This is a genomic window from Actinomadura sp. DC4 (assembly GCF_030406325.1).
In the GTDB taxonomy this organism is placed as follows: Bacteria; Actinomycetota; Actinomycetes; order Streptosporangiales; family Streptosporangiaceae; genus Actinoallomurus.
In genome coordinates, this window is record NZ_JAUEQY010000027.1 from 106246 (window position 1) to 127311 (window position 21066).

Consider the following 21066-nt stretch of genomic DNA (forward strand, 5'->3'; position numbering starts at 1 on the left):
CCCGAACGGGCGGAGGGGCTGGCACGTGGGGGGACTACTTGACGTCGACTACGGCGATCTCGACGCAGGCGCCGCCGTTGTTGCTGCTGCGCCGCGACTTGCGCCACTGGACGGCGATCTCGACGCAGTTGCCGCCGTTGTCGCTGCTGCGCTTCGACTTGCGCCACTCGGCGTTCTTCAGGTCCATCTTTCCTCTGCTGTTCTCTGGATGAAGTCCAGCGACTCTTGTTGAGGTAGGGCGTACGTGCGGATGGTTTCCCAGACGTCTTCGAGTCTGGCGATATCGTCGTGGCTTCCCGTGACGATTCCGCGAACGGCCGTCTCGACGTATGCCACCTCCCTGCCGTCGACGTTACCGATCGCGAAAGCACCTGACAATCGCGGGCTCACGTCTGATCGGATGATCTGGATGGTGAGCCTTTCGGACACGCTCTCGACTAGGCGCTTCAATTGATTGTGCATGACCTCCGGTCCGCCCTTGTTGCGGTACAGAACTGCTTCGTCCAGGACGCACCGCAATGTGGGTGGAGTCTCGCCGGTGAGGATGGCCTGACGTTCCATTCGCGCTTGTACGGCGGCTTCGTCGCCCTTGAGGAGTGAGCGGGCGTAGTCCTCAGTCTGCAGCAGGCCGGGGATGATGGCCATCTCGAAATTCCGCAGAGAGGACGCGCGGCGCTCTTCGATGAGCCAGTCGCGCATCCAGCTTGGCAGGCTTTCGATGTCGAGTAGGTCGTAGATGTCGACTAATGCCTCCGGGGGGAGTGTCAGTGCGGCCTCGACCGCGACGATCATTTCTCGGGAGGGGCGTTCGCGCCCGGTCTCGATGGCGCTGATGGTCTTGTCCGAGCAGGGGATCAAGGCGGCTAGCTGGGCCTGGGTGTGTCCGCGAAGCTTGCGGTAGCGGCGGACGGCCGCCGCGAGTTTCTTCAACGCGGGACTTGGGGGATTGCCCATCATGTCCTTTCTGTCAGATTCTTGAAATTTCTCGTTGCGTTGCGGGGCGCATGGAAATCTCTCCGAATGGGGTGCCTCTGCTGGCGAGCGTATCGCCGTGCGGTCAGCCTTGTCAGACGTCAACGAAATAGTCTGGAGAGAGGCGATGGATCGAGCAGAGGCGATGCCGCCATGCAGTTATCGGCTCCCACTTCCCCCGCACAAGATTGCGTCGCGGCAGGCGCATCGGGTCCTCGAATGGGCGCTGCGGGATTGGCGAGTGGGCGGCGAGGCGGCCGACAACACACGCGTGGTGCTTTCGGAGATGGTGACGAACGCGCTGACCCACTCACTGGAGGTCTTCCGGCTGTCACTGCACCTACGGCCGGACCAGATCCTGATCGAGGTGTGGGACGGCGCGGACGGCATGCCCTACGTCGGCTTGCCGGACGGGCTGGCCGTCAACGGGCGCGGCATGTTCCTCGTGGACGCGCTCAGCAAGGAGTGGGGCGTACGCGCGGAGGCCGACGGCGGCAAGACCGTATGGGCGAAGGTCGCGCGGTGAACGACGACGAGCTCCTGCGGCCGAGAGAGGTCGCCGAGATCTTCGGCGTCCGCCCGACGACGATCGCCCGGTGGGCGCGCGAGGGCAGGCTCACCCCGCTGTACACGCCGGGCGGCCACCGCCGTTACCTCCACCGCCACATCCGCGCGATGCTGGACGAGGGGCCGGAGACGGACACCTTCGAGCAGCGGATCGCCGGGGACGCCGCCCGCCTGTACGACCAGGGCTGGACCATTCGCCAGGTCGCCGCTCGCTTCGGCTGTAGTTACGGCGTCATGCGAAGAATCCTGCGAACGCAGGTCCGGCTGCGCAACCGAGGCGGAAGCCCGCGAGGCCTTCCAGCCGGCGGCGGAGCGCCGTAATAATGATCACCTGGAAATTCCCCCCGGAAAGGGCGCTCAACGGTCGAGACGACGACCCCCAAGGCCGCTGGAACCGCAACGGGAATGACGACCGTCTACCGGGTCCTGGCGATCGTGACGACCTTAGTGATCGTCGTCCAGTTCTTCCTCGCGGGCCTGGGCGCGTTCCACGACGTGCGCACGGGTGAGACGAACCGCTTCGGCGCGCACGAGACGGTCGGCTACGTCATCGCGGGCCTGAGCATCGTCCTGCTGGTGGCCGCCCTCCTGGCCCGGCTCGGCGGCCGGGCGGTCGGCATGGTCGCCTTCCTGTTCGTCCTCGCCGGCCCCGTCCAGGTCCTGCTGGCCAAGGCGGGCACGGACCACAGCGAGGTGTTCGGCGCACTGCACGGCCTGGTCGGCGCCCTGATCCTCGGCTTCTCCGGCACCCTGATCCGCCTGGGCCGCAGGACCTGACCGGGGTCACGCCTCGTCGGTGAGTGACCAGAGCGAGAGCTGGAGCCCGGCCGGCGCGGACATCCGGGAGGTCACCGCCTTGAACGGGCCGAGTTTCGGCGCGGCGATCAGCTCCCCGCCGGCGCCGGTCAGCTCGCCGGTGACCTTCTCGGTGTCGTCGACCTCCAGCGCGACGCGGATGTGCCCGGCCACGCGGCGGCCGACCTCCATCTCGTCGATGTACTCCGCCTGGACCGGGTCGGCGATCTCCAGCGTGGCCCGCCCGGCCTCCAGGATCGCGACCCGTCCTCCGGGACCGGCGATCGCGTCGCGCTGCGGCATGCCGAGCACGTCGCGGTAGAAGCGCACCGCCTCGTCGTAGTCGTCGGTGGTCACGACGAGGCGCAGCTCGCGTACGGACATGATGATTCTCCTCGATCAGGCGGGGACGACGAGGATACGTGCCGGTCGGAAGAATCCTCCCGTCGCATGTCGAGGCCGCGGTCGCGGCTCCGACTACCCTCACGAAGGCGCCCGAGAGGGGCGCCGCCGGCACAGGGGAGCGCGCCATGCGAAAGATCATTTACTGGGTCCACGCGTCGGTCGACGGGTACGTCGCGGGGCCGAACGGGGAGTTCGACTGGCCGTCCGTGGGCCCGGAGCTGTTCGCGTACTCGGAGAAGATGAACGAGCGGGTGGACACTCTGCTGTACGGCCGCAAGGTGTGGGAGGGCATGGCCGCGTACTGGCCGACGGCCGACGCGGATCCGGACACCACCGATGACCACTCACGCGTGTTCGCCCCGTACTGGCGCGAGACCGCGAAGATCGTCCTCTCCCGTACGCTGACGGAGGCGGGCTGGGGCACCCGCGTGATCGGAGAGAACGTCGCCGAGGAGATCGCGGCGCTCAAGGCGGGCCCCGGCAGGGACATCCTGCTGACCGGCGGCGCGGAGGCCGCGGCGTCGCTGACCGAACTCGGCCTGCTGGACGACTACCGCGTCGTCATCCACCCGGTGGTCCTCGGCGGCGGCCCGAAGCTGTTCATGGAGCCGAAGGACCGCATCGGCCTGGAACTGGTCGACTCACGCGTCTTCGACTCCAAGACCGTCCTCCTCCGCTACTCGCGGCCGGCCTGAGCCGTCACGGGTCCGCCTCCCGGGGCGCGATCGTAGGATGTGCCCATGAAGATCATCGTCGACGACCTGAGCGGCCCGGAGATCGCCGCGTTCATCGACGACCACGTGCGGGACATGCGGGAGCTCACTCCGCTGGAGAGCAAGCACGCCCTGGACCTCGACGGGCTGCGCAGGCCGGAGATCACGTTCTGGTCGGTGTACGACGACGACGCGCTGGTCGGCTGCGGTGCGATCAAGCGCCTGTCCGCCGACCACGCCGAGGTGAAGGCGATGCGCACGGCGTCGGCGCGCAAGCGCGGCGGAGTCGCGTCCCTCCTGCTGGAGCACATGATCGCCGAGGCGCGGCGGATGGGGTTCGCCCGCCTGAGCCTGGAGACCGGCACGGCCGAGCCGTTCCTCCCCGCGCGCCGGCTGTACGAGAAGTTCGGCTTCGTCTACACCGATCCCTTCGCGGACTACACGCTCGACCCGCACAGCACGTACATGACCAAGGTCCTGGGATGAGCGAGCCATCCGGATGTTCTCGGCATCCGGATGGCATGGGTATCCTTCAGGGATGAGCCCGGGTCCCACGGTCGTACGGGACGTCACATGACGAACCCGCCCCATCGCACCGGCACCGATCTGCTGGTCCTGCACTCGCTCCGCTGCGTCGGGTTCGCCCACCTCGCCCGCGTGTCCCGGGCCGCGGGGCTCACCGCGCCCGACGTCGAATCGGAGCTGATCGACCTCGCGGTGGCGGGGCTCGTCACGCGCGTGCCGGGGGAGTTCGGCGGATGGGGGCTCACCGAGGCCGGTCGCGCCGCGGACGCCGAGCGGATCGGCGCCGAGCTCGACGCGGCCGGCGCGCGGGCCGCCGTCACCCGCGCGTACGAGGACTTCCTCGTGCTCAACCCCGAGCTCCTCGACCTCTGTACGGCCTGGCAGCTCCGCCCCGGCGACGGCGTTCCGACGCCGAACGACCACGCCGACCCCACCTACGACGCCCGGGTCCTGGAGCTGTTCACCGACTTCGACCGGCGCGCCGACGGCGTCTGCGCCGCTCTGGGCGCGGCGCTGCTGCGGTTCCGGAGGTACCGGGACCGGCTCACCGGCGCGCTCACGCGGGCCAGGGCCGGCGAGCTGGACTGTGTGGCGGACGGGCTCGAGTCCTACCACGGCGTGTGGTTCCAGCTCCACGAGGATCTGCTGGTCACGCTCGGCCTGCCACGGCATCGATGACCTGGGTCCACCCGCTCTCGGCCGAGGTCACGGAGCCGGCGAGCGTCCTCGGCGCCAAGGGACACGGCCTCGTCGCGCTGCGGCGTCTCGGGCTTCCGGTGCCCCCCGGGTTCGTCATCGGCACCCGCGCGTGCCGCGCCCACCTCCGCGACGGGCGGCCGCCCGGCGGCCTCGCGGCAGAGACGGCCGATGCCGTACGCGCTCTCGAGGCCGCCACGGGACGGCGGCTCGGCGACCCCGGACGGCCGTTGACCGTGTCCGTCCGCTCGGGGGCCGGCGTGTCCATGCCCGGCATGATGAACACGATCCTCAACCTCGGGCTCACCGCCGAGACCACGGCGGGACTCGCCGCCGAGACGGGCGACCCGTCGTTCGCGTCGGACTCCCGGCGGCGGTTCCTGTCCGGTTTCGCGGCCGCGGTACGTACCGGAGAGCCGGTCCCGGACGACGCCGCGGGCCAGCTCGAAGCGGCCGTCAGGGCCGTGTTCTCCTCATGGGACACCCCGCGCGCCCGTACGTACCGCGAGCTGCACGGCATCCCGCACGACCTCGGCACGGCCGTCACCGTACAGGCGATGGTCTTCGGGAACCGCGACGACCACAGCGGCACCGGCGTGGCCTTCAGCCGCGACCCGAACACCGGCGAGAACACGCCGTACGGCGAGGTCCTGTTCGGGCGTCAGGGCGAGGACGTGGTCTCCGGGACGTCGGACACCCGGCCGCTGGCCGAGCTGGGCGAACGCGAGCCGGCGGCGTGGGCGGCGCTCCGGGCGGCCCTGGGGCGGATCGAGCGGCACTTCGGCGACGTGTGCCAGGTCGAGTTCACCGTGGAGTCGGGGAGGCTGTGGCTCTTGCAGGTACGCCCCGGGGGCCTCGCCGGGCCCGCCGCCGTACGCGTCGCGGTCGACCTGGCCGACGAGGGCGTGATCAGCCGCCGCTCGGCCCTGGAACGGGCGTCCGCCCGGCACCGCGCCCGTACGCCCCGCATCGCGACCGCCGGCCCGCTCGACATCCTGACCCGGGGCACGGGCGCCTGCCCGGGAGTGGCGTCCGGCCGGGTGGCGACCACCGCCGACCGGGCGGTACGGATGGCGGCCGGCGGGCCGGTCATCCTCGTGCGCCCGCACACCTCCCCGCTCGACATGCACGGGCTGGCCGCCGCCGCGGGTGTGGTCACCGCCCGTGGCGGCCCGGCCAGCCACGCCGCCGTCGTCGCGCGTTCCCTGGGCAGACCCGCCGTCGTGGGAGCCGCGGGCCTCACCGTCGAAGCCGGGGGCGTACGGGCCGCGGGGCGCGTGCTGCCGGAAGGCGCCCTGATCACGATCGACGGCACTGGCGGGGAGGTCGTCGTCGGCCGCCCGCGCGTCGTCACGGACCCGGAAGGCCCGCACCTGCGCCGCCTGCTCGAATGGGCCGACGCCCTGTAGCCGCACCGCGCGGAGAGGGCGGGATACCCTGCCCGCGGTGCCTCGAACCACGTGACCGGAGGAGTCGATGCCGAGATGACGGCGGAGCGGCCGATGCCTGCACAGGACGACGTGCTCGGTTACTTCGACACGCTGTCGAACTGGGGACGCTGGGGCGACGACGACGAGCTCGGCACTCTGAACCTCATCACCGACGACGTCCGGCTGGCAGCGGCGCGGGCCGTGCGCCACGGCAGGAGCGTGTCGTGCGCGTGGGAGGTCGCGGTACCGGGAGACATGGAGCGGTCGACGACGACGTGCCCGTGCGCCGCCGACATGCCGGGCGCCGAGAACATGCCGGTGCCGGCGTTCCACGACGACCGGCGCTGGGGGTTCTCGTCCGAGCGGCTCGGCATCACCTTCCACGGCAACACGCTCACCCACGTCGACTCGCCGTGCCACATCTTCTGGGACGGCACGATGTACAACGGGCGGTCGCACTCGCTGGTCGACGCCGCGACGGGCTCGGCGTGGGCGGCCGTCACGGCGGCGGCGAACGGGATCATCACCCGCGGCGTCCTGCTGGACGTCGCGAGGGTCCGCGACGTGCCGTGGCTGGAACCTGGGCAGGGCGTGACTCCCGACGACCTCGAGGAGGCCGAGCGCCGCCAGGGCGTACGGGTGCGATCCGGCGACGCCGTGCTCCTACGGACCGGTTACGGCCGCGCCCGGCACGAGGCGGGGGAGTCCGGCGGCTTCTCACAGGCCGGCTGGCACGCGTCCTGCCTGCCGTGGCTGCACGAACGGGAGGTCGCGCTGATCGGCGCCGACACCCCTCAGGACGTCCAGCCGTCGGGGTACGGAGACGTGCTGATGCCGGTCCACGCCGTGAGCCTCGTCGCGATGGGGCTGTGGCTGCTCGACAACTGCGACCTGGAGGCGTGCGCGACGACGGCCGCCGAGCTCGGCCAGTGGGACTTCCACCTCACGGTCGCACCGGTCCGCTTCGCCGGCACGTCCGGCAGCCCGGTCAACCCGATCGCCACCTTCTGAGCGCGGGACGGCGCCGTTCTCAGCCGCCGTACTCCTCGTCGGTGACGAGGTCGCCCCACTCGGTCTCGGGCCCGTCCTCGGGCGCCTCCCACATGGCGAGGTGGGTCATGAAGTGACCGGGCGCCGCACCGTGCCAGTGCCACTCGCCCGGCGGCGTGTGGACGGTGTCGCCGGGACCGATCTCGACGATCTCCTCACCGCGCGCCTGGATCAGCCCACGCCCCTCGGTGACGTGCAAGGTCTGACCGACCGCGTGCCGATGCCAGGCGTTCCGGGCCCCGGGCGCGAACCGCACCACGTTGACCCGGATACGGGACGGCGGCTCACCCTTGACCACGACGTCGAGCCAGACGTCGCCGGTGAACCTCTCGGCGGGCGCCTTCACGGTCGGCTGCTTGTTCAGGAACTCCACGTGCCTTCCTTTCGCTCGGCTCGCGAGCAGGTCCAGCGCCTCCTGCGACGGTGCGGGCGTCGAGCGGCGGCCCGGCCGTCCCTGGCTCAGAGGCTATGCCCCCGGCATGACCTGGCACGGCAGGCCTGTCGGCTCAGGACTCCGGGTCCCGCATGGTGTCCGCGAATGTCCTCGCGCGAGCCTTTCCGCGTTGGGACTCCCGGGCGATCCACCGCTTCCCCTCCGCGGCGATTCCTTCCAGTACGTGGAGGGTGTGCTGGAAGCCCGCCGCGTCCAGCGTGGCTCTGGAGACCTCCCCGAGGCTCTCACCGTCCTCGAGCTGTTCCATCCCCGGGTCCATGACCTGGACCTCGATCTCCTGCCCGTTGACGAGCGAGAGCTCGAACGTGCGCCTGTCGTCGTCCGCCTGGCCCACCCGTACGGCCGCGACCGCCTCGTAGCGGTAGTTGGTCCGGTGCCGGTCGTGGAAGCTGCCGTGCGCGAAGTCGAGCCGGGCGGTGAGCTGGCGCACCCCGTCGGCGGTCAGGAGGAAGACGAGGAAGTCATATCCCTCGTACCGCCAGGGGCCGCGCTTGATCCGCGCGCGTTTCGACGAAGCGGCGCGTGTCTCGACGAAGGCGTAGGCGATGACGCTCTTCATGGTCAGCCGGTAGTGCCGCAACGCCTCACTCAGCAGCATCTTCCGGTCGCAGTCCAGCCAGGCCGCCATCTCGGCGTCTCCGGGCTTGCCTGCCAGCCTCTTGCGCCATCTGTCGTACGCGGCCCTGTCCCCTTCCAGCGTCCGCCGGCTCTCGAGACGGTCGTGGACGGCCCGGCGACTCTCCAGGGTGATGTGGAGCCGGGCGCGGGCGGCGACGCACGCGCCGATCAGCGCGACGGCCGCCGAGCGCGCCGCGCTCAGGGGGCTGTCGGCCACCGCGTCGCCCACCGCCCAGGTCCATCCCGCGGCGAGGAGGGCGAGACCGAGGATCGCCGTGAACCGGGTGGTCAGGGGCGTCGCTAGGTCGGTCCGGTAGCTTCGCAGGGTGCCGTTCTGCCAGCGGTCTCCGACGTCGCGCACCCGGTGCCGGATGAGCCAGTGCAGCCTCTCGGCACCCGTTCTCTGCTCCCGGAAGGTCTCGACGATCTCGTCGCGGATGCTCTGGCGGACCCCCGCGGTCTCGGCCAGCCAGACCTGGCGGTCCATTCCACGCGGGACGTACCTGGCGAAGTAGTGAGCGAAACGGTCGTCGACTCTGCGCGCAAAACCCCCGGCGGGCGCGCTGTTCCGGCGGTGCCGGGATCCGCCGTACTCCGCGTCCTTCGCGCGGCGTCGCACCACGCGGAAGCGCCAGTCCATGCCGCTGCCCGCCCCGACGTGGCCGGCGAGGAGGCTCAGGACGTACACGAGGAGGGCGGAGACGTGTCCCGCCCGCGCCAGGAGATAACCGAGGTGGACCGTCGCTCCGACGAAGACCGCCGTCGCGGCCACGACGTGGATCCACGTGGCGACCGGGATCTCGGCGTCGGCCACCGCGCGGGGCCGGGGCTCGGCCGGGTCCGGCTGGAAGAACATCCAGACGCGGTCCGCCCGGTCGCCCGCCGTCTGGTCCCGCTCGGCCTGGGCCAGGGCCAATTCCCACATGCGGTCCTGGAGCGGCCCGTCCAGGAACATCTCCAGATGTTTCAGGATCGGGGTGCGCTGAGCGTCGTCGAGCTTGTCGAACTCCGCCAACAGCGCGTGGAGGTCGTTTTCGGGGTTCTCCGCGAAGTCCAATAAGCGATCGATCATCCGTACGCCGGCCGTCCACCCGTCGTCACCGGTGAGGCCGATCACGCGGTGCTTGTTCTTGAGGATGGCGACCTCGTCGTCGGACAGCTCGTTCCACGTCCGGCCGCTGACCAGGGAGAGAAGCCAGTAGAAGCAGACCTCGTCGGTGTGGTACTCGGCCATGACGGCCTCGTGGATGAGCTCTCTTCCCCGGCTCGGCACGTTGCCGTCGAGAAAGCGCACACCGACCCTGAACTTCTGCTCGGGCGAGGCGCCCGGGGGCACCATGTAGTGAAGATCGCCGTGAACGACTCCCACCTGCACGCCGACGTAGGAGTCCTCGGCGGTATTGATCACGGTCGGGTCGGGGCCCGTCACGACAACACCCGGGCCAGGGCGATGGCGGCCGTGACCACGGCGGTCAGCTCGGCCACGTCGGCGATGAGCCCGCGGATCTTCTTGAGCGCGAGCATCAGCGTGACCCGGCCCTCCGGCGTGTTCGTCCTGAGCGCCTCGTCGGCGGAGGTGAGCTCCGCCTCGGCCGCGTCGTACGTGTCCTGGTCCAGGTCGCCGACCGCCCGCGCCCGCTTGAGCCGGCCGCGCAGGTCGACGAGTGCTCCCGTGAGGTCGCCGTACGGGCGCGGCCCGGAGTCGAACCGGACACCGCCGTACACGGTGCCGGCCTGCACTCCCACGAAGGCGTTTCCCTTGGCGATGTTCTGGTTGGTCCCCGGCATGTGTTCTCCCGTTTCCGCAGGTCGTCCGCTGTCCTCGTCGGCCAGGCCGTCGGCCAGGACCGCGGCGAAGGCCGCCGCGCCGGCGACCGCGCGTGGCTGCCACCGCGCCCGGTCGGTGTCCTCTTTCGTGCCGTCGGCCCGGTCGCTGACTCCCCGGATCACGGCGACGAGCGCTCGGTTCAGGTGCCCGGCCTGAGCCACACCGGCGCCTTCCATCTCGACGGCCAGCGCGTCGTTGTAGTTGCCGTCGAGCCAGCGGGCGTGCGCGGAGTGCGCGGAGTCCAGGACGACCTCGCCGGCGGCGATGGGCCCGAAGTGCACCTTGGGGGTCTCGCCCGGAAGATCGCGCGCCCAGGAGCCGCTCCGGGCGACGTGCCGGGCGATCTGGTCGACGGCGTGGGAGGTCTCCCAGACGCGGGGGCGGCTCTTGAAGCCGTCGTCCTCGCTCGTGCCGCCGTGATAGGCGTAGATGTGCGTGGCCACCACCACATCTCCCAGCGCGACGTGGGAGCGCCGGGCGCCGGCGACCCCGACGAACAGCAGGGCGGCCGGCGTGAACGCGGCGATGGCGCGCTCGGCGAGCACGGCGGCGGACTGGTTGCCCTTGCCGGCGTGAGCCAGTGCCACCTCGCACCGGCCGCCGGCGAGCCGTCCGACTTCGAAACGGGTGCCCTGCGCGTGCTTGCGCAGGCGTGGGTCGACTAATTTTTCGCGGACGGCCTGGTACTCCAGGTCCAGTGCCGTGAGGATCACGACCGGACTACGGCTCACTGTGCGGCTCCTTCGTGCTCGGTTCGGGTGGCCGGACCATCGGTGGATAGAGGACTTCGCGCGGGCCGGCCTTGAACAGCCGGGCCGGTCGGCCGGTCGCGGCCTTCCGCTCCGTACCGGCCGCGACGATGAATCCCTCGGTCTTCTGGACCTTGCGGTAGAAGTTCCTGGGGTCGAGGGGGATGCCCCACACCGCCTCGTACACGTCCTGCAGATCGGTGATCGTGAAGGTCGGCCCGCAGAACGCCGTCGCGAGAGCGGAGTGCTCCAGCTTGACGCGGGCCCGGTCGACGCCGTCGGTGACGATCCGGCGATGGTCGAAGGCGAGCGCCAGCTCCCCGGAGAGCACCTGGTCGACCCGTTGCCATCGGGCGTCGGCGGCGTCGGTGCCGGCGGTGGGTTCCGGCAGGCGCGGCGCGATCGCGAGATAGGCGACGGACACCACCCGTCCGCGGGGGTCGCGGCCGGGCTCGCCGTACACCCCCAGTTGCTCCAGCCGCAGCGTCTCGACGTCGAGGTCGGTCTCCTCTGACAGCTCCCGGTGAGCCGCGACGGCGAGGTCCTCCTCGGTGTGCCGCAGGAAGCCGCCCGGCAGGGCCTGGGCGCCCTTGTACGGATCGACGCCGCGCTCGATGAGGAGCACCTGCAGACGCGACTCGCGCAGCGTCAGGATCACCAGGTCGACGGCGATCATGACGACGGGCGTAACCCACGGGTCGTCGGTCATGGGGGAAGAGTAGCTTTTTGTCTTCCTGACAGAAAGTGTTTCGCGGGAATCCGTACTTTTGCGGATCGGCCCGCCTGTGGGCCGTGGCCGTCCCTGACGCTGGTCAGGGGCTGGTTTTCGGATACTTTCGGGCGACCACCCCGCGCCGTACGTCCCAGGAGTCAGTCGATGAGTGTCAGTAGCCCGACCGAGCGAACCGGGCGGATCGTGGCCCGGATGACGGCGCGGCGGCGGGATGAGGCGCATCGGACCTCGACGCCGCTGGAGCTCTTCTTCGACCTGTGCTTCGTGGTCGCCGTCGCCCAGGCCGGGATCAGCCTCGTCCACGCCCTCGCGGAGAACCACTTCGGCGGGGTCCTCAGCTACCTCTTCGTGTTCTTCGGGATCTGGTGGGCGTGGATGAACTTCTCCTGGTTCGCCTCCGCGTACGACTGTGACGACGTCCCGTACCGGCTCCTGACCCTGCTGCAGATGGCCGGCGTCCTGGTGTTCGCCGCCGGGGTGTCCCGCGCGTTCGACGACGGGGACTGGACGCTGACCGTGGTCGGCTACATCCTCATGCGCGCGGCGCTGACGAGTCAGTGGCTCCGGGCCTCACGAGGAGAGACGGGGGCGGCCGCCCGCACCACGCGCCGGTACGCCGCGGGTCTCCTGCTGTGCCAGGCGGGCTGGGTAGGGCTGCTCTTCGCCCCGGCGGACGGCCAGAGGTGGGTGTTCGCGCTCCTGGCCCTCGCGGAACTCTCGGTCCCGGTCATCGCCGAGCGCGACCACCAGACCTCCTGGCATCCGGAGCACATTATCGCCGAGCGCTACGGCCTGTTCACCATCATCGTGCTGGGCGAGACGATCGCCGCCGCGACGGTGGCGGTGAAGTCCGGTCTCGACGAGCACCACGCACTGGACACGCTGCTGCCGACCGCGGCGGGCGGGCTGCTCATCGTCTTCGCCGCCTGGTGGATCTACTTCGCCGTACCCGCGCACACGTACCTGAGGTCGAACCGGCAGTCGATCCCCTGGGGGTACGGGCACTACGTGGTCTTCGCCGCCGCGGCCGCCATCGGGGCCGGTCTGGAGGTCGTCGTCGAGCACGCCATCGGCGAGGCCCACATCTCCGCGGTGAGCGCCAACGCCGCGGTGACGGTGCCCACGGCGGGCTACCTCGCCATGGTGTGGCTGATCCACATCCGCCACCACGCCTCCGGCACCGCACAGGCGACGTTGCCCGTGACGGCGGTCGCGGTCCTGGCCTGCACGTACGCGGGAGACGCGGCCGTACTGCTGGCGGGCCTGATCTGCGCGGCCGCCACCACCGTCATCGCCCTGAACACCCCCGGCGCTTCGGCCGCCACGGCCTGACCGCGGTCAGGACACCAACGCGACGCCGACGACCGCCAGCACGATGACCACGCCGAGCGCGAAGCCCGCCAAGGCGACCCGGTAGGGATGCCGTTCGGCCCGCGACACGAGGCCCGGGTACGCCTCGGCGAGCTGCTGGGCGCTGACCGGGCCGCGGGGACCGCCGCACGGCACGCCGAGTGCGTCCACCAGCCGGTCGAGCTGCCCGCGCGTGTAGTTGGTGTCGGACACCCTGATGACCGGCTTGCGGTGCGCGTCGAGCAGGAACAGGTTGTCGGTGGCTCCCGCGCGGGGCGCGGAGATGGTCGCCCGCACCACCTCGGTGACGTGTGCGCGTGACCGGCGCCGGGTGCCCAGGCCCCGTACGACGATCTCCTGCGCCGTAAGGGTGATCCGGCCGCGGACGAGGGCCGTGACCACCAGGACGATCGGTACGGCGAACAGGCCGCCCACGACCGGGGCGAACACCGTCGGAGCGTCGCCGGCCAAAACAGCGGCGACGATGCCCACACTGATCACCGCGAGCGCGACCAGCGTGACCAGCGCCTTCTGCCGATCCGGCCGCAGCACGAGATCACTCCGAACGCCGCGCGTACGAACCGCGCCTCTTCTTTCGGTCATGCGACGAGAATGCCGCACGGGCCGGCGTCTGAGCCGTGCGGGTCCGCGGGCCGGGCTCAGGACGACTGAAGGCGGTCGTTCAGGAACTCCTGCTCGGCGGCGTTGTCGCTCAACGCCAGCGCCGCGCGGTAGGCCTCGGACGCCTCCGCGTCGCGGCCCAGGCGGCGCAGCAGGTCCGCCTTCGTCGCCGGCAGGTACCGGTAGCCCGCCAGCCGCCCGTCCTCCTCCAGCGCCGCGATCTCCGCGAGCGCCGCCTCCGGACCGGACACCATCGACACCGCCACCGCCCGGTTCAGCGCCACCACCGGCGACGGCCACACGCGCAGCAGCGCGTCGTACAACGTCACGATCTGCGGCCAGTCCGTCGCGGAGTACGAGCTCGCCTGGGCGTGCAGGCAGGCGATGGCGGCCTGCAGGGCGAAGCGCCCCGGTGGACCCCCGGTCAGCGCCGAGACCACCAGCCGGTCGGCCTCGGCGACCAGCGACGTGTCCCAGAGTGACCGGTCCTGCGCGTCCAGCCGCAGCAGCCGCCCGTCGGCCGACGTCCGTGACGCGCGGCGGGCCTCGTTGGCCAGCAGCAGCCCGAGCAGCCCGGCGACCTCCCGGTCGGCCGGCAGCAGCAGCCGCAGCATGCGGGCCAGGTCCACGGCGCGGGCGGTCAGCTCGTCCCGTACGAGAGTGCCGCCCGACGGGGCCGTGTGCCCGGTGGCGTAGAGCAGGTGGACGACGGACAGGACCGCGTCGAGCCGCGGCGGCAGATCGCCGGCCGCGGGCACGGCGTACGGGATGCGCGCGGCGGCGATCTTCTTCTTGGCCCGCGTCAGGCGGGCGGCCATCGTCGGTTCGGGGACGAGGAACGCCTGCGCGATGTCCGGCGTCGCCACCCCGCACACCAGCCGCAGCGTCAAAGCGACCTGCGCCTCACGGGCCAGGGCCGGGTGGCAGCACGTGAAGATCAGCCGCAGCCGGTCGTCCGGGATCGTGTCGATCTCCACCTCGATCTCCACCGCGGCCTCCATGTCGGCCTCCTCCGGGCCCAGCAGCAAAGGGAGCTTGGCCGTCAGCGTCCGTCCGCGCCGCATGACGTTCAGCGCGTTCCGCCGGGCCACCGTCGTCAGCCACGCCCCGGGCCGTGACGGCACCCCGTCCGTCTCCCAGGTGCGCAGCGCCTGGACGTACGCGTCCTGCACGGCGTCCTCGGCCGTGTCGAGGTCGCGGGTCAGGCGGACCGTCGCGGCGAGCACGTACGCCCACTCGCGGCGGTGCGCCGCGGCGACCGCCTCCGGGACGTCGCTCACGTGACCACGAAGCCGGCCATCGGCCGTACCTCGACGCCCCCGTCCACGACCGGGGTCATGCGGGCGAGCGCCAGCGCGTGGTCCAGGTCGCGGGCCTCCAGGACGAACACCCCGGCCATCGCCTCCTTCGTCTCGATGAACGGGCCGTCCGTGATCAGGTCGCCCCGTACGGAGGTCGCCGTGTCGCTCGGCGACAGCGCGAGCCCGGCGACGATCCGGCCGCCCGCGGCGGCGATCCGCTCGGGCAACCGCTCGTGCGCCTCCACGACCTCCGGTGGAAGGTCGGCCGAACCCTCGAAGATCAGCACCGCGTACTGCGTCATCACGCCACCACCTCGGAAAGCCAGGACCTCAGGGAGAACTCGTGCACCCCCACGCCGACGGGCCACCCCCACCGGTCGCGGCCGTAGAAACGGTAGAGCGCCGAGGCGCCCCGTACACCCAGGAACGTGTCGGTCACGTAGTCGACCACCCCGTCGACCGGTCCCGACCGTACGCGGTCGCCCACCTTCACCCCGCCGGCCACCCCCAGCGCCCGGCGCAGCTCCGCGAACCCGCACGGCACGTCGAAGGTCGTGTACGCCGCGTCCTGCCCGGCGAAGTGCCGGAGGTACTCCCCGAGCGAGTGGTAGTAGAACGCCGTGTGCCGCCGGCAGGCGTCGAGGTTGAGGTCGTAGTCCTCGCCGAACTCACCCCGGTGCCGGAAGCGCAGGTACGTCCCCGGGCCCTGCGGCTCCAGCACGTAGTCGAGCTCGTTGAAGCCGCCGGACGCGGCGGTGGTGAAGTGGCGGTGCGGCTCCCACGCGGTGACCGTGCCGCCGCCCCCGCTGAGCCCCTGCTCGGCGCCGCCGAGGCGCGGTTCGTACGCGATCTCCCAGAGCCATCCGGTGGTGTGCGCCGTGAACGCGTCCCACACCGCCTGCGGGCTCGCGGGCAGCGCGCCCTCCCACGTCACTTCGAAACGTTCGGCCATGATCAAGTCCTCTCTGAACCGTGATTCACAGAGACGACACGCGAGCACCGCCGAAATCGACACCGCCCACAGAAATTCTCGCGATGCGGGTCCGATGCGAAGATCACGGGCATGGTCAGTTTCGCGTCATATGACGGAACCGTGCTCGTCTGCCACGAGCGGGGAGAAGGGCCGGCGCTGGTCTGCCTGCCGGGCGGGCCGGGGCGGTCCTCGGGGTATCTGGGGGATCTCGGCGGCCTGACGGCCCGGCGCCGGCTGTTCCTGCTGGACAACCGGGGGACGGGCGAGTCCGCGGCGCCGGTTGATCCGGAAACGTACGCGATGGGGCGGATGGTCGCGGACGTCGAGGCGCTGCGCGTCCATCTGGGGTTGGAGCGGATGGACCTGCTCGGGCATTCGGCGGCCGGCGGGCTGGCGCTGCTGTACGCGGCCCGGTATCCCGAGCGAATCGGTCACCTGGTGCTGGTCACGCCGAGCGTCCATCCGGCCGGGATCGAGATAACCGATGAGCAGTGGTACGCCCAGATCGAGCGCCGGGCCGATGAGAGCTGGTACGAGAGCCGGCTGCCCGACCTCAAGGCGTGGGACGCGGGCGATGAGAGCCGGCGCCTGCGGGCGCAGCCGTTCTTCTACAGCCCGTGGAACGAGACCGCCGAAGCGCACGCCACCCGGTTCGCCGAACGTTCGGCCGAGGCGGCGACGCGTTTCCACACCGGCATGCCCGCGGCCGGGAAGACCCGGGCGGGCCTGGCGAGAGTCACCGCGCCGGTCCTGGTGATCGCGGGAGAGCGGGATCCGGGACCTTTGCCCGCGCACGCGGCCGAGCTGGCCGGGATCTTCCCGCGCGGGACCGGCGTCGTGCTGCCCGGAGCGCACTACCCCTGGGTCACCGCACCGGACGCCTTCACCGAGGCGGTCGGAGGATTCCTGGAGACCTCGCCGCCTGGCAGCGGCTGAAAGCGTCGCGCCGGTCTGCGCCGCGAACGCGCCCCACATTGCCAGCGAACGGACAAAAATTCTCGCAATGCGCAAACCGGACCCATGCCCCGGCTGGCATGATCACGGACAGCGCGCGCGACGGGGGCGTGGCATCTGCGTGGAAGGAACGCGATGGACCCGCTGCAGGCGGAGGATCCGCGGCGGATCGGTGGCTACCAGCTGCTGGGACGGCTGGGGGCCGGAGGAATGGGCACGGTCTACCTCGGCCGCTCCCCGGCCGGGCTGCCGGTCGCGATCAAACTGGTGCACACCGAGCTGGCCGACGAGCCCTCGTTCCGTACGAGGTTCGCCCGCGAGGTCACCGCGGCGCGTGCGGTCAGCGGGGCGTTCACCGCGCCCGTGATCGACGCCGACCCGAACGCCCGCAGCCCCTGGCTCGTCACCGCCTTCCTGCCCGGGATGACGCTGCACGAGGCGGTCATCCGGCACGGGCCGTTCCCGATTCCGGCCGTGTACGCGCTCGGCGCGAGCCTGGCCGAGGCCCTCGTCTCGGTGCATCGCGTCGGCGTCGTGCACCGCGACCTCAAGCCCGCCAACGTGATCCTCGCCCCCGACGGGCCGCGGCTGATCGACTTCGGCATCGCGCACGCCGCCGACGCGGCCGTCGTCACCCGTACGGGCTCGGTGGTCGGCTCGCCCGGGTTCCTCGCGCCCGAGCAGGCCGTCGGGGGAGCGACCGGGCCGGCCAGTGACGTCTTCGCGCTCGGCGCGGTGCTGACCTTCGCGGCCACCGGTGAGAGCCCGTTCGGGCGCGGCGGCGCGCCCGCGCTGATCTACCGGGTCGTGCACGACGCGCCCCGGCTGGACGGCGTCCAGGATCCCGAGCTGCGCGCGCTGCTCGCCGCCTGCCTGGACAAGAACCCCTGGAACCGGCCGGACCCCGGCCACGTGCTCGGCCGGCTGGCCGCGCACGCGCCCGCCGCCGAGGTGCTCCACGGCACCGGCTGGCTGCCCGACAGCGTCGCCGACGGCATCGCCCGCGCGGAGCAGCCGGCGACGCTGCCCGCGCCGGGCCGGCGCAGGTTCCTCGCGCTGGGCGGCGGCGCCGTCGCGGCCGTCGCCACCGGCGGTGTCGCGGTCGCCCTCCTGACCCGTACGGGCGGCTCAGACGCGGCCGCGTCGCCGTCCCCGATCGTCCTCAGCCCCACCCCCACCCCTACCGCAACGCCCGGCGAGCCGAAGCGCCGCTGGTCACGGAGCTTTCCCGGCGACCCCTACGACGGTCTCGGCGTGGGCTCCGGCATCGTCGTCGTCAGCGGCGACGAGGGCAACCTGTACGGCCTGACGGCGAGCACCGGAAAACAGCGCTGGCACCACAAGGTGGGGGACCGGGGCGCGGGCGCCGCCACGTGGCGTACGCCGGTCATCGCCGGGCGCCGCCTGTACGTCGGCTGGCCGGACACCAACGGCCTCCTCTACTCCTTCGACGTCGTGACCGGCCAGGAGCACTGGCGGTTCACGGTCCCGTTCGACGCGCGCATGCCCGCGGTGAGCGGCGGACTCGTCTGGATCGGCGGCGGCGACGGCGCCCTGCACGCGGTGGACGCCGCGACCGGGGCCGCGCGCTGGAGCCGCGCCATCGGCAACGTCCTGAGCGGACGCCCGTTCGCGACCGGCGGCACCGTCTTCGCCGACACGACGACGGCGCTGTACGCCCTGGACGCCGTGACCGGAAAGACCCGGTGGAAGGCGTCGATGCCCGGTGGCGCGGTCGCCCCTGTGGCGGCGAACGGCGTCGTGTACTGCGCCGACAAGGAGGGCGAGCTGTACGCCCTCGGCGCGGCCGACGGCAAACAGCGCTGGAAGTTCGTCGGCGGCACCAGCATCGGCCTGCCGTACGTCAGCGGCGGCGTCGTGTACGTCGCGGACGGCAGCGGGAACATGAACGCCCTGGACGCCGCGACCGGCAAGACCCGCTGGAGCGTCCCGACGGGGGAGCAGAGCGTCGGCCGGGCGGCCGTCGGCGACGGGCTGGTCTGCTTCTCCGCCGGGTCCGGCCTCACCGCCGTCGACGCGGCCACCGGGCGCGTGCGCTGGGAGGGCGGGATCGGCGGCGAGGTCCGCGGCGAACCCGCCATCGCGAACGGCCTCGTCCACGTCGCCTGCGAAACCGGGCGGATCTACGCGTACACCGCAAAAGGAGCCTGAGTGGAACCACTGCGTCCCGCCGACCCGCGTACGGTCGGCGGCTACCAGGTGCTGGCCCGGCTGGGATCCGGCGGCATGGGCACGGTCTTCCTGGGGCGCTCGGCCGGCGGCCGTACCGTCGCGGTCAAGGTCGTGCACGCCGCGCTCGCCGGGGACCCCGAGTTCCGCGCGCGGTTCGCCCGCGAGGTCGCGGCGGCGCGCGCGGTCAGCGGGGCGTTCACCGCGCCGGTGATCGACGCCGATCCGATCGGGCCGACACCCTGGCTCGTCACCGCGTACCTGCCCGGATACTCGCTCCAGCGGGTCGTGGAGGGGTCCGGCCCGCTGCCGGCCTGGTCCGTGGCCACGCTCGGCGCGGGCCTGGCCGAGGCGCTGGCCGGCATCCACAAGGCCGGGGTCGTGCACCGCGACCTCAAGCCGTCCAACGTCCTCCTCACGCCCGAGGGACCGCGCGTGATCGACTTCGGTGTCGCGCGGGCGGCCGAGGCGAGCGCGGTGACCCGTACGGGCGCCACCATCGGCTCGCCCGGCTACCTGTCGCCCGAGCAGGCCACCGGCGCGGAGAGCGGCCCGGCCGGCGACGTCTTCTCCCTCGGCGCCGTGCTGACGTACGCGGCGACCGGCCACGGGCCCTTCGGTTTCGGCGCGCCGCACGACCTGCTCTACCGCGTGGTCCACCAGCCGCCGTGGCTGGAGGGCGTCACCGAGCCGGAGCTGGGCGCGCTCATCACCGCCTGCCTGGAGAAGGACCCGGAGCGCCGGCCCACCCCCGAAGACGTCCTGAAACGCCTCGCCACGGCGTCGCCGGCTCCCCCCTACGGCGTCGGCTGGCTTCCGCCGACGGTCGCGGCGGAGATCACCCGGCCGGTACCCCTGCCCTCGCCGCCGCGTCCCGGCCTCGGCCGGCGGACGCTGATCTTCGGTGGCGCGGGACTCGCGGGCGCCGCCGTCCTGGCGGGCGGGGCCGCGGTGCTGATCGACCGGGCGAACCGGCCGCCGGAGGGCACCTGGACCTACAAGCCCCCGAGCGGGGAGGCCACCAGCGGCCCGGTCATGGCGGGCGGCATGCTCTTCGTCACCGAGGACATCGACGGCAAGAACCTCGTCGCCCTCGACCCGAAGACGGGCAAGCCGCGCTGGACCGCCCGAGGCGTGCAGCCTCCCACCGCCGGCCAGGAGCTGTACGTCATCGCCGGCAGCCGGGTCGTCTACACCAACGGCCCGAACTCCTTCCAGGGCATCGATCGGTCGAACGGCTCGCAGCTGTGGTACGTGATGGCCGAGTTGATCACCATGGACCCCGAGCCCGTGGTCGGTGGCGGCCTGCTGTTCGCCGGGGGGAGGGACTCCGAAGAGGGCCTCGTCGCCTATGACGGCGTCACCGGCCAGCGGCGCTGGGCGTTCAACACCGGCGAGTCGGTGAACGCGAACCCCGTCGCCGGCGGCACGACCGTCTACATCGGCACCAGCAGGGGGATCGTGTTCGCGATCGAGACCGCGACCGGGCGGGCCCGCTGGCGGCACACGCTCGACGCGTCGGGCCCGCTGCCGCCACAGGTCGAATCGGCCCCCATCCTCTCCGGCGGCATTCTCTACGTCGTGACGGGAGGCAATCTCCTGTTCGCCCTGGACGCCGCCACGGGCGAGCAGAAATGGAAAATGACCACTCTGACCACGTCCGGCGGCGCCCCCTCCGCCGTGTCAGTGGTCGGTGACGTCCTGTATCTCGCGGACGCCCGCGGCGGTTTGGCGGCATTGGGAGCACGCGACGGAAAGCTTCGCTGGCAGCACCACTTCAGCGGAAAAAGCTTCAGTGCGCCGGCATTGCTGCCCGTGGTCAGCGGAAACACGGCTTTCTGTTTCGACAACGACACGCTATTCGCGCTCGACACGGCCACCGGCGCGGAGCGCTGGCACGAGGGCGGCCTGAACGCCACCTACGAGCGCCCGGCCATCACCCCCGGGGCCGTGCACCTCGCGAGCCTGTCGGCCATCGTGTCGCTGGACCAGGTCACAGGCAAGGTGCTGCGCAGACGCCCCACCGAGATGTCCGAAGGCCTGGTCGCGTACGGGGACGTCCTGTACTGGCGGGACTCCGAGGCGGTGTACGCCGCCAAGGCGAAGACCTGAGCCCGCGCGGCCGCCGGAAGGGGTCACACG

At 71.7% G+C, this 21066-nt stretch carries 23 protein-coding genes; 12 read left to right on the plus strand and 11 right to left on the minus strand.

Annotated elements, in window-relative coordinates; genetic code table 11:
• Window positions 1-34: 34 nt before the first annotated feature.
• Both QWU11_RS35370 and QWU11_RS35375 read right to left on the minus strand, forming a co-directional pair.
• Complete coding sequence (locus tag QWU11_RS35370; protein WP_290118862.1) at window positions 35-187, minus strand: DUF397 domain-containing protein; 153 nt, start codon at window positions 185-187, stop codon at window positions 35-37.
• The gene (locus QWU11_RS35375; protein ID WP_290118863.1) at window positions 178-957 is read right to left on the minus strand and encodes a helix-turn-helix transcriptional regulator; all 780 of its coding nucleotides are present in this window, start codon (window positions 955-957) and stop codon (window positions 178-180) included. The genes QWU11_RS35370 and QWU11_RS35375 overlap by 10 nt, the downstream gene beginning before the upstream one ends.
• 160 nt (window positions 958-1117) lie before the next feature.
• On the opposite strand from QWU11_RS35375, the gene QWU11_RS35380 reads away from it, so the two are divergent.
• The 3 genes from QWU11_RS35380 (at window position 1118) to QWU11_RS35395 (ending at window position 2316) form a co-directional block, all read left to right on the plus strand.
• The gene (locus QWU11_RS35380; RefSeq protein WP_290118898.1) at window positions 1118-1498 is read left to right on the plus strand and encodes an ATP-binding protein; all 381 of its coding nucleotides are present in this window, start codon (window positions 1118-1120) and stop codon (window positions 1496-1498) included.
• On the plus strand, window positions 1495-1860 hold the full coding sequence (locus QWU11_RS47510) for a helix-turn-helix domain-containing protein (protein WP_354670926.1): 366 nt from the start codon (window positions 1495-1497) through the stop codon (window positions 1858-1860). The genes QWU11_RS35380 and QWU11_RS47510 overlap by 4 nt, the downstream gene beginning before the upstream one ends.
• Window positions 1861-1944: 84 nt before the next feature.
• Complete coding sequence (locus QWU11_RS35395) at window positions 1945-2316, plus strand: DUF6220 domain-containing protein (protein ID WP_290118864.1); 372 nt, start codon at window positions 1945-1947, stop codon at window positions 2314-2316.
• A gap of 6 nt (window positions 2317-2322) precedes the next feature.
• On the opposite strand, the gene QWU11_RS35400 is transcribed toward QWU11_RS35395, so the two are convergent.
• Window positions 2323-2718 (minus strand): VOC family protein, encoded by a 396-nt coding sequence (locus QWU11_RS35400; RefSeq protein ID WP_290118865.1) that lies wholly within the window; start codon window positions 2716-2718, stop codon window positions 2323-2325.
• 146 nt (window positions 2719-2864) lie between these two features.
• Between QWU11_RS35400 and QWU11_RS35405 the strand changes: the two genes are divergently transcribed.
• From QWU11_RS35405 to QWU11_RS35425, 5 genes are all read left to right on the plus strand, one after another.
• Window positions 2865-3434 (plus strand): dihydrofolate reductase family protein, encoded by a 570-nt coding sequence (locus tag QWU11_RS35405; RefSeq protein WP_290118866.1) that lies wholly within the window; start codon window positions 2865-2867, stop codon window positions 3432-3434.
• A 45-nt stretch (window positions 3435-3479) separates the two neighbouring features.
• Window positions 3480-3938, plus strand: a complete 459-nt coding sequence (locus tag QWU11_RS35410; RefSeq protein ID WP_290118867.1) for a GNAT family N-acetyltransferase — start codon at window positions 3480-3482, stop codon at window positions 3936-3938.
• A gap of 87 nt (window positions 3939-4025) precedes the next feature.
• Entirely contained in the window at window positions 4026-4655 is a 630-nt protein-coding gene (locus QWU11_RS35415; RefSeq protein ID WP_290118868.1) for a transcriptional regulator, read from the plus strand.
• Window positions 4652-6082, plus strand: a complete 1431-nt coding sequence (locus tag QWU11_RS35420; protein WP_290118869.1) for a pyruvate, phosphate dikinase — start codon at window positions 4652-4654, stop codon at window positions 6080-6082. The genes QWU11_RS35415 and QWU11_RS35420 overlap by 4 nt, the downstream gene beginning before the upstream one ends.
• 93 nt (window positions 6083-6175) lie before the next feature.
• Window positions 6176-7114 carry a cyclase family protein gene (locus QWU11_RS35425; RefSeq protein WP_290118870.1) on the plus strand — a complete coding sequence of 313 codons (939 nt, stop codon included), beginning with the start codon at window positions 6176-6178 and terminating at the stop codon, window positions 7112-7114.
• A 19-nt stretch (window positions 7115-7133) separates the two neighbouring features.
• Here the strand turns inward: QWU11_RS35425 and QWU11_RS35430 are convergent, their stop codons facing one another.
• From QWU11_RS35430 to QWU11_RS35445, 4 genes are all read right to left on the minus strand, one after another.
• The gene (locus QWU11_RS35430) at window positions 7134-7526 is read right to left on the minus strand and encodes a cupin domain-containing protein (protein ID WP_290118871.1); all 393 of its coding nucleotides are present in this window, start codon (window positions 7524-7526) and stop codon (window positions 7134-7136) included.
• Window positions 7527-7659: 133 nt separating this feature from the next.
• On the minus strand, window positions 7660-9654 hold the full coding sequence (locus QWU11_RS35435; RefSeq protein ID WP_290118872.1) for a hypothetical protein: 1995 nt from the start codon (window positions 9652-9654) through the stop codon (window positions 7660-7662).
• Entirely contained in the window at window positions 9651-10784 is a 1134-nt protein-coding gene (locus tag QWU11_RS35440; protein ID WP_290118873.1) for a 5'-methylthioadenosine/S-adenosylhomocysteine nucleosidase, read from the minus strand. Before QWU11_RS35440 ends, QWU11_RS35435 begins: the two co-directional genes overlap by 4 nt.
• A complete protein-coding gene (locus QWU11_RS35445) occupies window positions 10774-11511 on the minus strand; it encodes an NUDIX domain-containing protein (protein ID WP_290118874.1) in 738 nt (245 codons plus the stop codon). Before QWU11_RS35445 ends, QWU11_RS35440 begins: the two co-directional genes overlap by 11 nt.
• A 168-nt stretch (window positions 11512-11679) precedes the next feature.
• On the opposite strand from QWU11_RS35445, the gene QWU11_RS35450 reads away from it, so the two are divergent.
• Window positions 11680-12867: a low temperature requirement protein A gene (locus QWU11_RS35450; protein ID WP_290118875.1), complete on the plus strand. Its 1188-nt coding sequence runs from the start codon at window positions 11680-11682 to the stop codon at window positions 12865-12867.
• Window positions 12868-12873: 6 nt separating this feature from the next.
• On the opposite strand, the gene QWU11_RS35455 is transcribed toward QWU11_RS35450, so the two are convergent.
• Genes QWU11_RS35455 through QWU11_RS35470 form a run of 4 tightly spaced genes read right to left on the minus strand, consistent with a single transcriptional unit; the run spans window position 12874 to window position 15759 of the window.
• Window positions 12874-13488, minus strand: a complete 615-nt coding sequence (locus QWU11_RS35455; RefSeq protein WP_290118876.1) for a hypothetical protein — start codon at window positions 13486-13488, stop codon at window positions 12874-12876.
• 56 nt (window positions 13489-13544) lie between these two features.
• The gene (locus QWU11_RS35460) at window positions 13545-14786 is read right to left on the minus strand and encodes a DUF6596 domain-containing protein (RefSeq protein WP_290118877.1); all 1242 of its coding nucleotides are present in this window, start codon (window positions 14784-14786) and stop codon (window positions 13545-13547) included.
• Window positions 14783-15109, minus strand: coding sequence for a YciI family protein (locus QWU11_RS35465; protein ID WP_290118878.1), 327 nt, complete (start codon window positions 15107-15109; stop codon window positions 14783-14785). The genes QWU11_RS35460 and QWU11_RS35465 overlap by 4 nt, the downstream gene beginning before the upstream one ends.
• Window positions 15109-15759: an SRPBCC domain-containing protein gene (locus tag QWU11_RS35470; RefSeq protein ID WP_290118879.1), complete on the minus strand. Its 651-nt coding sequence runs from the start codon at window positions 15757-15759 to the stop codon at window positions 15109-15111. Before QWU11_RS35470 ends, QWU11_RS35465 begins: the two co-directional genes overlap by 1 nt.
• 111 nt (window positions 15760-15870) lie before the next feature.
• Between QWU11_RS35470 and QWU11_RS35475 the strand changes: the two genes are divergently transcribed.
• The 3 genes from QWU11_RS35475 to QWU11_RS35485 all read left to right on the plus strand — a co-directional run bounded on the left by QWU11_RS35475 (window position 15871) and on the right by QWU11_RS35485 (window position 21036).
• Window positions 15871-16716, plus strand: a complete 846-nt coding sequence (locus QWU11_RS35475; protein ID WP_290118880.1) for an alpha/beta hydrolase — start codon at window positions 15871-15873, stop codon at window positions 16714-16716.
• Between the two features lie 153 nt (window positions 16717-16869).
• Window positions 16870-18906 (plus strand): PQQ-binding-like beta-propeller repeat protein, encoded by a 2037-nt coding sequence (locus QWU11_RS35480; RefSeq protein WP_290118881.1) that lies wholly within the window; start codon window positions 16870-16872, stop codon window positions 18904-18906.
• A complete protein-coding gene (locus QWU11_RS35485) occupies window positions 18907-21036 on the plus strand; it encodes a PQQ-binding-like beta-propeller repeat protein (RefSeq protein WP_290118882.1) in 2130 nt (709 codons plus the stop codon). It abuts the gene before it with no gap.
• The last annotated feature ends 30 nt before the right edge of the window (window positions 21037-21066 follow it).